Raw genomic sequence first — 12084 nt, forward strand, 5'->3', positions numbered from 1 at the left:
AATAATATGCGTTATTTAATAGTTTACAATTTGAAAAGAGGAAACCGGATGAGTAGTATTGCAGAAAAGGCGCAGAATTATATAAAGAATCCAATAGGTATTATTGGATTGTTTTTAGTTTTAACAGAAGCGATTGCAGCTCTAGTAATTGTTAAGAGTAAATTGAATGATATACAGAATATGATGTTAGTTTTGTTTATAGCATTATTTCCATGTATTGTATTGTTAGCATTCTATTTATTAGTTACACGACACCACAAGAAATTATATTCTCCATCTGATTATAAGGATGAAAGCAATTTCGTAAGCACTTATAACAGTGTTACACAGCAAAAGGAGTTTGTTGTGCAAAAAACCGATGAATGCCAAGTATTATCTGCTCAGACTGGTATGGATAAGGAAGATATAAATTTTATTAAAGATTCTCTGATGAGTGTTATGGAGTTGCAAAAAAAGTATATTTCTAATCAAGAGAATGCTTTATTGATAGAGAGAGAGCAAGAAAACATTAAAACTAATTTAGACAATTATTTAGCAGAAAAAGAGGGAATTAAAGAATTATTTAAAGTGGAAGTAAGCTTAATGCATATGAGTTCTAAATTAGTGTCTGAATTGAGAAGTAGGGGATTTTCAGCCAATTTATATAAGTCTTTTCGAAACAAGAAAAAACTTGAAACACATAGTGAGCACGAAGCAATATGGTTAGGAGATGCAATCCCAGTAGATATGGCTATAGAAGTTATTAAAGTGGCGAAAGATATTTTTCCACATTTGAAGTATATTGAATTAAGTGATGGCACTGATGGAGCACCGGAATATGTTAAGTATCAAGTGTTCATTGGTGGTGCAACATCTACTGCTGTTAGAAGAGGTTTACAAGCATTAGAAACAGAAGACTTCATAAATTTATATAAAATAAAAAATATAAAGGATTTACATAAATTTATTAGGGGTTTTAGTTAATACTTTGTTGAAAATATATATATGACTGTTCTAATTTTTTCTCATGTAATAAATGGTCAATTCTGATTAAGATTGGGTATAGTCGTATTTGATGTGTACTGTTATAAATATACAGGACATGTAGAAACAGTAGCACAGCTAGTTAGATAATAGAAATAAGTACCCTTGAGAATGCTGTGTTATCAGTACTTTCGGGGGTTTTGTTTGTTTTGGGGTAGGCATTTGAGAAGGATTGGAGCCTAACATTTGAGGCGAATCAGTCTTTTCTCTATCCACCTTTTAAATATTTACAACTTATGTTGATACTAATATAATAAACAACCTTTTTGACGATGGCGATGTCTGTCTTGAGAAATTAATTCTATCTAAATACAATTTTAGAAAATATGGAGGTGGAATTTAATGTGTATTAAAACTGGTGTAGAAGAATCATCTTTTTGTTTTCTAGATGATGTCGGATGTGGACAATTCGACCCGGAAAGTTTTAAAAATGCATTCGGGATAGAAGGTATGAAAATTAATGGATTACCTTATAAAGATCCGGATTCAGTTAGCAAAAAGTTGTATGAAAGATTTATAACTTTCTTGAATAGACGTAGGTTACCAAGTGGTTACGAATTAAAAGTTATCAATATCAAAAAAAGAGAAAAAGGTAAAGATGCTTGGTATGAAGTTGTAGTAACAATAAAAGATGAGAATGCGGAAATGGTCGTAGGGTTTGGGAGTGATTATATTGGTCCTTCAAGTAACTGGGCATTTAAAGCAAAAGTTGAGGATCAAGAGGTCGGTAAATATTTAAAAATAACAAGAACTTTTGGTGGACATATAATATGGCCAAGGTGGGTAAAGGTTAATGGCAATTATTTTAATCAGTTGTCGATTAACGAAGCTAGAGGAGGTGAAAAGAGCTTCTATGACAGGATTGACATCACACTTTACGATTTGAAAAAATGGTATAATCAAGAGGTATGCAAGTTAAAAGATATTTATGATAAAAACAAAAGCTGGCTGCTTCAATTGATTTCCTTTGATGGATTCGTGGACTATTTTCTTTTTCAGGATTTTGTAGATGAAAAATATAACGTGAAAGACTTGTCAACATTTGATATGGCAAACGAGACCTACGAATTGTTGGGTGAAAAAAATTTAGATAATATCCTTATTGATGGAAAAGAAGATTATGAATTATTTATTGAAGGGAATTCCAGGGCAATAGAAAAGAGAAATGAGAGAATCCGCCTGTTCATCTCTAGTTAGGGAAAAAGCTAGAAAGATAGTTAATATTCTTTAGAAATATATCTTTATATTATCAAAAATACAAGAATACTATTTATCGTTGAGGGTGTGGTGTTTGAACAATGTCGCGTGAATATAAATTCTATTACGATGAATCTGAGCACAGTAGAAAAATAAATAAATCAACAATCACTTCTGCAAACTACTATGATAATTTTGTTGTGACAATAGTTGGTTGGGAAAGTTCGGATGAAGAAATCATCGAAGAAAAGTATATTACTTTTGAAAACAAGTATTCCGATAGAAAATCAAATGGTGAGTTAAAAAGTACTACCTTAAAGCCTAAGCATTTTCGGAATGGTTTTGCTTCATTGAATCAAGAAAATGTAGAATTTATTGGCGATTTTTTAAATTTGTTTGATGAAAAAATTCTATTGTATTTTTCTGTTAGCAGCAAAATTGAGTTCATCATCCAACAGTTGTTTATAAACTACACAAATAGTATTTTTAAAGATATGGATGCTATGAAGTACTCAATTGTTAAGTCGATTTTAATGTATCGTCCTCAAGAAATAATAAGTGGAATTTATGAAAATACTGGAGAACTCATTCAACTGCTCAAAGATTTTTACTCCCAAAAACTTACTACCAATCTAACCAATCCTGAATTGAAGAGACATGAGAATGTAGCTTTTACGCAAATTCTATTATTGTTAGATGCCGTCAACGAGGATATTGAGATAAATTGGAGTTATGATAGTGCTTTTTATGGATTTGATAAATATATCAATGAAAAGGGAATTAAAAGTTATTCGCTTTATTTGGATAAAGAAGGGGAAGACAGCAATACTTTAAAGGCAGCTAGAAAACTGGGAATATCTAAACCTGTAGAACTTGATTCAAAAGTTAGTGTTGGTATTAGAATATCAGATATATTGGCTGGCATAATATCTAAGTTACTGAAAGCATTGCATTTTCAATTGAGATATGAATTTGCTGAAGATGGTATTGGAAAGAAAATTTTGAGTGGAAAATGGTTTGAGGTCAGTGATCAACAACTCGGACTCTATAAACAACTGTATCTAATTATTGGAAAATTAAATAATGCATGGTTTAAGTCCTTTGGAGGCATATATTCAGATGATTTTATAGTTTTAGTTTCATTTTTGAATTATTTGAGTAAATTTGAGTCGGTTGCAAAGATGAATGAGTTTGATAGAAGTATGTTCGGCGAGGATTTCAATGCTTATGTTTGTAGTAATCTAAACTCTTATTTTCAAAGAATGCATTCTAAGTTAAATATTGAACCGATTACTAGTTTGAATGAGGAGTTCTATTATAACCAAAGGGGTGCAAAAGTGTTTTATGATATTTCAAAGCAACCACTTTTGGAAATATTAGAGGGTAGCCAGATATATTATGTATTATCAGTTGGATTCTCTAATAATATGGTTCCTACAGTTACGATAGAGGATAAAGGGGAAACAACATGTTATAAATTGGAACAAGGGTTATTAGATTGGGTTATATATTGCGTATCATTTGCCAATATGGGAGGAAAAATTTTCCCATCAAGAGTTTTGTTCTGCAAGGTAGACAATGAATATTATGCTGATATTTTATGATTGGATTGTCTATTTCAAAAGTTACATCAAATAGAATTCATTCTGTTATGTAAAAAATTTATATAAAAGCATTATATTTTTAAATATAGTAAAAGTTTTAAAAGGTATAGTCGAACTTTTTTTCCTGTGAAACCAATACAGGACATGTGGAGTGAGTGGCGCAACTCATTTTAAAAGAAGGCAACTGACTCATCTCTTAACCTATCCATTTTGTTTAAGCTCATCTTTAAAAAGGATTATTATAAAAATATGGCCAAGTTATTTTTAATAACTGGGCTTTTTTACATGTTAGAAGAGAGGGGAAAACAAAAGATTTTACCATTTTATATTTATTTTTTTGTAATTCCTCTAGCCCTTTTCTCTACAAATTCCTTAAAGTTTGTTACGGCAGGAGACATATATCCATTTATTCTCCATACCATTTGGATTACTCGAAAGCATTTTGGTGATTGTACCTGGATCATTGAAATTTTACCTTCGTCCATGTTATGTATGTACGGGACAATAGCAACACCCAAATTGGCACCTACTAAGTCAGAGACCGTCCTCTCCTCATATCCTTCAAAAACCTTTCTTGGGTAGAATCCAGCGTCATTACAGAGATTTTCTATTAAATCATGTAAGGCTGTTTGAGGTTTGAAAAGGATAAAAGGATCATCGGCTACTTCGCCTAAATTGACTCGATCTTTTCCAGCCAGCCTGTGGGAAGCAGGAACAATTAGAAACAATTCTTCGGTCAAAACTGGAATGGAGCACAGATTTTCATGCGGTTCTAGTGGGGAACAGAAACCAATGTCAATGTTAGCAGCTTCTATTCCTTTTAAGATTTTACTTGTTATATTTTGAGATAATTGAAATTGAATGTTTGGAAATTCCTTTTGGAAATCACTGATTAAATCAGGTACAAAACTGGAACCAAGTGTTTGGATAAATGCGAGCGAAATGGTCCCATGGTATGGATCGACCATATCATGGATTTTTTGCTTTGCTTCTTTCATTTCTGATAATACCTGGTTTGCATACTTGAGAAAAGTTTTCCCATATTGGTTTAAAACGACTCCACGGCTTTTTCTTTCGAGTAAAGGGACACCGATTTCTTCTTCTAGTCGCAAAATAGAACGGCTTAACGCTGGCTGTGAAAGGTTTAATTCTTCGGAGGCTTTTGTAAAACTCTTATGTTTTGCAACTATTTGGAAATAAAAAAGTTGGTCAAAATCCATGCGGTATTCTCCTCGGCAAATCAGTGATATTACTATTATGCATGGATGCTATAAAAAATACAATTATGTATGCATGACAGATAGATATATACTAAATAAGTCACTTTCATTTCAAGGAAACCATCGTTAATAGATGAGTCAATTGACAAGAGAAAAAAGGGGGAAACACTATATGGATAAACCAAAACTATGGACTAAGGATTTTATAAATATCACTACTATCAGCTTTTTTATCTTTTTAGCATTTTATATCTTATTAACAGCACTTCCGATTCAATTAACGAAAGAATTTGGCGGTGGTGTGGATCAGGCTGGTTTATTATTAACTTTATTTTTAATTGCGGCTATTGTTATTCGGCCATTTGCTGGGAAGTGGGTAAGTCCAGGATCACAGAAGAAAATTCTGATTTATTCTTCAGCAGCATTTTTTATTGCAACACTATTTTATCCATTTGTAACTAATATTTGGGCATTATTTATTTTGCGGATTATTCATGGACTAACATTTGGGGTTATTACAACTGCAAAAGGAACAATCAGTGCTGTTATCATACCAGACTCAAGACGTGGAGAGGGATTGAGTTGGTTCTCATTAGCAATGGGGTTAGCAATGGTTATTGGTCCAGTTATAGGGCTTAACTTAGCCAATATTGGAGCCTACAACACTGCATACATTCTTTGTATTGTCATTTCAGCATTAAATATCTTCCTATCAATGACTATCAATGTTCCGGAGCAAGAACAACTTGAAAAAGCTTCAAAGACGGGTAAAAAATTTAGTCTCGATGATTTGGTTGATAAAAAGGCTGCGCCATTTGCACTTGTAATATTTATTTTAGCATGTGGATACTCAGGTATTGCCTCATTCTTAGCTTTGTATGCGCAAGAAATTAACCTTATAAAAGCCGCTAGTACGTTCTTTATTCTTTATGCAGGCTTAATGTTTATCTTCCGGCCATTTACAGGTGTATGGGCTGACCGTTACGGGGCAAACAAAATTGTTTATCCTTGTATTATTTTATTTGCCATTGGGATGGTTATGCTCTCATTGCCTCAAACAGCAGTTATTATGATTCTGGCAGGTGCAATCATTGGAATTGGGTATGGCTCTGTTACACCAATACTTCAAACACAGGTTATTAGTTCTGTTGAAAAACATCGTGTCGGAATCGCCAATTCGTTGTTCTTCAATTCAATGGATTTAGGAATGGCTATTGGTGCATTTGTGCTGGGAATTGTGGCAAAATCATTCAGTTATGGTAGTGTTTTTATCTCTGGAATTGCACTTATTATCGTAGGAGGCATAGCCTACTTCGCTTTAGCAAGCGGGAAGGAAAAAGAGGGTCGCCGTGCAGTTGAATTGAAGTCTTTGGTTGAAATTAAAAATAAATAAAAAAATTGTTCATGTGCCTGTCTTCTAGTTAATTTTTATACTTGGAGTCAGGCTTTCTATCTTATAAAACTTTTTCTTTTTCATTCTTCTAATCCCACTATGTCATTCATTTCTAATATATTTTCATATACAAACATCCTGGATTAAAAAGTTCATGAAATAGAATAAAACTATTCCGTAAACAAGGTATATCCTTAAAGTAGATTATATTTTATTACAAAGAAAAAGATAGGTAAAATAACTATCCATCTTGATTATATGAAATAAGAAAGGAGAAAGAGCCAATGCAAGTGCGCGATTTTATGATTCGAAGAATATTTACGGCAAAGCCTTCAACAACTGTCAAAGAATTAATTTCTATTCTTGAAACCAATCGAATTGGTGGTGTACCAGTCGTTGACGATAAAGGTAATTTAGTAGGCATTGTTTCAGATGGGGATATCGTACGTTTTCTTTCTCCAAATAAAGAGAAAATTTATTTGGCTTACTATATTTCGTATATAGAAGAAGCTCAAAAAATAGAAGATGTTTTAAGAAAAAGATTGAATACTCCTATTGAAGATATTATGGTAAAGAAAAATATTAAGACTTTAGCACCTGATGATGATTTTGAAAGCGCTATACGTTTAATATCCAGACATCATTTTAAAAAGATTCCTGTAGTGAATGGAGCAGGTAGAGTTGTAGGGATTATAAGCCGCGGGGATATTATCCATAATTTATCTAAATCCATATTTAATGAAGAATCAATCCAGGAATAATAGACTATATACTCACCTGCACCCCATGTGTTGCCACATATACTCAGGACACGTGTAGTGCATTGTTAAGCTTATTTTATTTTAGTATAAAACTTGCCCAGTCTTATGACTGGGCTTTAGTCTTTAACCGGTACTTTAGTAAGCGTCAAATAGTTCTCACCTTCATGGATAATACTATATATAATGGCGCTGCTCTTGTACCGGTGTATTTGCGGAGAACCTATTTTTCCTTTAATATTCTTAAGAACTTAAAAGGAATAATGATTTTTTAGTGTTAGTGAAGCAGGCGCAAAAGCAAATGCCATTTGTTTGAGTATCGTAGAATCGGTCAAAGGTAACGGCGAAAACATTCATTTTATTCCGATGAATGTCTTATTTTAGTTTTTCAAATTGTGTATCCATTTTGATAATTACTTGGCCTACATCTCCTACTTTTTTTGTTTGAGCCTCAATACCATTATATAATTCTTCTGTTTTCTTAAGAACATTTTCTACTTCTAATGAAATTTCCTTTCCGTAACTTGCTTGGTTATTCGTTGCAATTGTCATTTCTCTAATCATTTCTTTCATGGAATTAATATTTCGAGCTATTTCCTCAGATGTATGCCCTTGTTCCTTTGTTGCATTGGTCACAGAGCCAGATTGATTGGTTACATCCTCTACTGCAGCAACTATTGCCTGGCTAACCATAGCTTGTTCAGAGGTTGCAATAGAAATCTGTTGAACTTGTTCTTTTATATTGAGGATACTGTTAACAATTTCTTCAGCAGTGATTGACTCATCTTTCGTAGAATGAGTCATTTCCATTGCCAGTTTCTTAGCATTTTCAACTGACTTTATAATAGATTCACTCTTAGTGCTTTGTTCCACTGTTGCTTTTGCAATTTGTTTCATTTCCTCTGTTACTCGAGCAATCCCCTCTGTAATTTTCTTAATCGCCTGATTCGTTTTTTCAGCTAGTAGATTTCCTTCATTAACCTTTTCGGTACCTTCTTTTATAGTGGAGACTGCAATAGTAGTTTCCGCTTGAATTCCATTGATTAGTTTAGCAATTTCTTTCGTGGCTTTTGCAGATCGTTCAGCTAGTTTACGGACTTCTTCGGCAACCACTGCAAAACCCTTTCCGTGTTCTCCTGCTCGTGCCGCTTCGATTGCTGCATTAAGTGCTAACAAATTTGTTTGATCAGCAATGTTATCAATTACTTCGATAATACTACCAATCTCTTCGGAGCTTTCCCCTAAAGACTCCATGACCTGGCTAGTGTGTTCAATCACTTGGGAAATCTCTTTCATTCCATTCAATGTCTCATTTAAAGAAGCTGTTCCCTCAAAGGCATCCACTTTAACGGATTGACTAAGTTGATTAATTGTTTTTGCACTATTTGCCACTTGCTTGATCGATACAACCATTTCCTCAACTGTTTCAGAGGTTCGTTCTGAAGCTGCCGCTAAATTATTGGCATTATTATTAACACCTTTAATAGAATTGCTCATTCCTTCAATAGCAGTTGAAATCTGGTCAACACTTTCTTCAGTATTTCTTAAATTAGCAGCCACATGTTCAATGGATACCGTCATCTCTTGAATAGCTGAAGAAGTTTCCTCAGCTGCAGCTGCTAAACTATCCCCATTTTCCGCCACTAAATTAATAGAAGCACTCATTTGTTCCACTGCAGCAGAGATTTCCTCAACATTGGATGCAGTTACACTAGTGTTCCCAGCTACTTGCTGAATAGAAGTAACTAACTTACATATCGAATCGTTTGCTTTATTCATGGAACCTTCTAATTCTTGGGCATTAACGGCTGAATGATCTATGTTTTTTTTAATCTCTTTGATTAAATTACGGAAATTAATTATCAAAATATCCATTGAATAACCTAATTTACCCAACTCATCTTTTCGTTTGGAGATATTTTCATCTACTTCATTTTTAAAATTTCCTTTTGAAACATCTTCAGAGATGGCTACTATTTGCTGAATAGGTTTAATAATAAGTTTAAAAATTAATACAGAGAGTAATATCAAAATAATAATGAAAATAATACCGATAAGAAGGTTAACATTGATTAAACTGCTTTTAACAGATGTGCTTGTTATTTGTTTTTCATTAACATATAAAACACCAATCGGTTTATTTGTAAAATCATTTAATGCTAATACCATTTCAGCATATTCAGTTGATCTAGAATGTGATGTCTTAAAACTTTTCAGATTTGGATTCTTTTCAGTTAAATAAGCAAAAAGTTTATTTTTATCAACTTTAGATGAAGTAGTTAATAATCTTCCATTGTCAGTTAACAAAGCGATGTCATTATGTAAAGTAGACTTAATTTCATTTAAAGCATTATTATTAAGAATTCTTCCAAAAATTAATATCCCTGTTGGATTATTACCTTCTTCATTTGTAATTTTTGAAACAGCGATAACTGCTAACCCTTTTGAGGTCTGAATAAGACCTGAAAAGTCACTGCTATTTTTCAGTTTCCCTATAATTGCAGAATTACCTAGTTTGCCCGAGAACTCTTTTATATCTCCGACCTCTGAAATGACATTTCCATTTAAATCAGCTGTTGCAATAAAGTGTAAGTTGGGAACAGTATCTTTTATTGAATTAACATTATCATTTATCCATGTTAAATCTTTGTTTTCAACTGCTTGTCTATAATCTTCCCAATAGGCATTAGACTTTGTTGTATCTAAGAGTTGATTTCCGAAATTCTTTATTAGTTTTTCCGTTGCTAGACTTGATGAAAGAACTCTTTCTTTTTCCATTTGTGTTAAATCACTGGTTATATGAAAATATAAATAAGAACCTGCAATGGAAATAGGGATAACCAAAAGTATAATTATTATAGATAGCATTTTGAATTGCAATGATTGTAATACCTTTTTCATTTATACACCCCAAATCAAATAGTAAATAAGTCACTGTTTTCTATTAACAGCATAATTATATAAAAATTTTAGAAAGAATCTTCCTTTTTTGTAGAATTTTGTGGAAAGTTTTCAGGAAATGTTACATATAATTGAACATTCAATTATATAATTTTTATCCAAAATTTAAAAAGATTGATAAGGATATAAGAAGTAGTCCTTGTCTAAAATTGGTAAGTTATTCCTATTTTGTTTTTAAATGAAGAAATGGCAATAGAATAAAACATACAGTCAAATGAGTCATGCTTAGACTTTCAGTTACTGTATTTCCTGAAGCTGCTCAGTCGTTTATTTTGCTAAGTTGTTATAGTAGGTATATCGGAATGGGAATTCGAAATGCCTCAAGAATGTAAAACTGGCTTTGACTTAAGTAAGCGTGGGAAAATAGATTTGCTTGCCTGAAAATAGGGGGGAACTATCCCTTCTACTGGGGTAAACAAAAATGTAAAGTGTTTGAATTCATAAATGTTCTGTTAAATTGTGTAATGAAAAAATAATGACTCACGTGAAGTGCGTCTCGCAGATAGTTTTAAAAGAAGAAGCAGGTTATCTTAACAAGTAAAATTAAAACAGATTGTGGAAGAAAATAATTAGTTATAGCATGTGGAGTGCGTGACAAATTTAGTGTTGAAATAACCCAATCTTCGATAAATACTTTTTAAAAAGCCTAATTTCTAAATTAGGCTTTTTCTTGATAAGTGGAAGGGAAAACCTACAGCAAGTTTGTAAAACATTTTGTGAAACAAGGTTTTTCGGGGAGTGACAGGCACTGCCCTTATAGTTTCTTCATTTTTAAGTACAATTTAATATAAATCCACCTTTTTAAATACCTTGTTCCGGGATTATATCTTGAATACACATTACTTTTTACCCTTAGGTATATCTTGGAGATCGTTAATCCAACACAGCACGATTGTATTGAATTCCATACATTTGTTTTGCACTTGATGATTTATATGAAACTATAATCCATTCTCCCCTAGTAACATATTCTTTTAATATTTTACTTAATTCATTTACAACAGGATGAACTGAAGATGCTCCAACATCTCTTACTAAAGATACCCAAAGCTCCATAATACTCTCTATTAAAGGTTCATACCCATTAATAATAATGAGACTATCTTGACTGTTAGTATCCTTGTCATTTATCCTTACATTCTAATAATGGTATTTTAAAAGCAAATGTTAATGAGGGGAGTAGCAAATGAGGAAATATATTGCTTTTCTGCGAGGTATAAATGTGGGCGGGAAAAATAAGATTTCCATGCCCGAACTTAAGAATTTATTTGAGCAAAATGGTTTTGATGATGTTGCTACTTATATAAACAGCGGAAATATAATTTTTACAAGTGATAAAAAAGATGAGAAAAAGCTTAAAGAAGAATGCGAAGTATTAATTAAGAGTAAATTTCAGTTAAATATCCCAGTTTCAATTATATCTGTAAATGACCTCATTGCGGCGCTAAATCATGCACCATTATGGTGGGGGCAAGACAAGGATTCAAAGCACAATGCAATATTTGTAATACCACCAACCACCGTGGAGGAAGTGATTGAGGATGTTGGGGCAATTAAACCGGAATATGAAAAAGTAGATCATTATGGCAGAGTGATATTTTGGTCTGCACCTATCGAAACCTTTTCAAGAACACGGTGGTCAAAGATTGTCGGTTCGTCTATGTATAATAGCATAACAATCCGAAATTCAAACACGGTAAGAAAATTATTACAACTTGCAAATAGATGAGGAAATGCGAAGATTTCCTTCTTCAATCAGACTGTAAGGTAAGAACGATAAAAAAAGTGACAATGACTAAATAATATGAACGAAATTGTGATGACAGCAGAATTAAATTTTACTCACAAGGGTAATAACTTATATATGGTAAAAAGAAGATAATTAAACAAGTAACGAATATTCATAAAAGCTGCAAAAATAAATTTAG

The 12084-nt window shown here is 32.6% G+C and carries 8 protein-coding genes and 2 pseudogenes; 6 read left to right on the plus strand and 4 right to left on the minus strand.

Annotation, left to right across the window (positions count from 1 at the left end; genetic code table 11):
* Positions 1–48 precede the first annotated feature (48 nt).
* The 3 genes from B1NLA3E_RS23160 to B1NLA3E_RS02695 all read left to right on the plus strand — a co-directional run bounded on the left by B1NLA3E_RS23160 (position 49) and on the right by B1NLA3E_RS02695 (position 3824).
* The gene (locus tag B1NLA3E_RS23160) at positions 49–963 is read left to right on the plus strand and encodes a hypothetical protein (protein WP_051120116.1); all 915 of its coding nucleotides are present in this window, start codon (positions 49–51) and stop codon (positions 961–963) included.
* A gap of 402 nt (positions 964–1365) precedes the next feature.
* Positions 1366–2220, plus strand: a complete 855-nt coding sequence (locus B1NLA3E_RS23165) for a DUF6994 family protein (RefSeq protein ID WP_015592330.1) — start codon at positions 1366–1368, stop codon at positions 2218–2220.
* 101 nt (positions 2221–2321) lie between these two features.
* A complete protein-coding gene (locus B1NLA3E_RS02695) occupies positions 2322–3824 on the plus strand; it encodes a DUF3800 domain-containing protein (RefSeq protein ID WP_015592331.1) in 1503 nt (500 codons plus the stop codon).
* A gap of 329 nt (positions 3825–4153) precedes the next feature.
* Here the strand turns inward: B1NLA3E_RS02695 and B1NLA3E_RS02700 are convergent, their stop codons facing one another.
* Positions 4154–5044, minus strand: a complete 891-nt coding sequence (locus B1NLA3E_RS02700; protein ID WP_015592332.1) for a LysR family transcriptional regulator — start codon at positions 5042–5044, stop codon at positions 4154–4156.
* 172 nt (positions 5045–5216) lie between these two features.
* Here B1NLA3E_RS02700 and B1NLA3E_RS02705 point away from each other — a divergent pair, with 172 nt between their 5' ends.
* Both B1NLA3E_RS02705 and B1NLA3E_RS02710 read left to right on the plus strand, forming a co-directional pair.
* Positions 5217–6437 (plus strand): MFS transporter, encoded by a 1221-nt coding sequence (locus B1NLA3E_RS02705; protein ID WP_041580244.1) that lies wholly within the window; start codon positions 5217–5219, stop codon positions 6435–6437.
* Between the two features lie 284 nt (positions 6438–6721).
* Entirely contained in the window at positions 6722–7198 is a 477-nt protein-coding gene (locus tag B1NLA3E_RS02710) for a CBS domain-containing protein (RefSeq protein WP_015592334.1), read from the plus strand.
* Positions 7199–7570: 372 nt separating this feature from the next.
* Here B1NLA3E_RS02710 and B1NLA3E_RS25925 read toward each other — a convergent pair.
* The 3 genes and pseudogenes from B1NLA3E_RS25925 to B1NLA3E_RS02720 all read right to left on the minus strand — a co-directional run.
* Positions 7571–8491, minus strand: a pseudogene (locus B1NLA3E_RS25925) (methyl-accepting chemotaxis protein); the annotation flags it as partial.
* 1020 nt (positions 8492–9511) lie between these two features.
* Positions 9512–10096: pseudogene (locus B1NLA3E_RS25930) on the minus strand (CHASE4 domain-containing protein); the annotation flags it as partial.
* Between the two features lie 933 nt (positions 10097–11029).
* Positions 11030–11212: a hypothetical protein gene (locus B1NLA3E_RS02720; protein WP_041580245.1), complete on the minus strand. Its 183-nt coding sequence runs from the start codon at positions 11210–11212 to the stop codon at positions 11030–11032.
* A gap of 130 nt (positions 11213–11342) precedes the next feature.
* On the opposite strand from B1NLA3E_RS02720, the gene B1NLA3E_RS02725 reads away from it, so the two are divergent.
* A complete protein-coding gene (locus tag B1NLA3E_RS02725; protein ID WP_015592336.1) occupies positions 11343–11885 on the plus strand; it encodes a DUF1697 domain-containing protein in 543 nt (180 codons plus the stop codon).
* Positions 11886–12084 lie beyond the last annotated feature (199 nt).

Source organism: Bacillus sp. 1NLA3E (genome assembly GCF_000242895.2).
GTDB lineage: Bacteria > Bacillota > Bacilli > Bacillales > Cytobacillaceae > Bacillus_BU.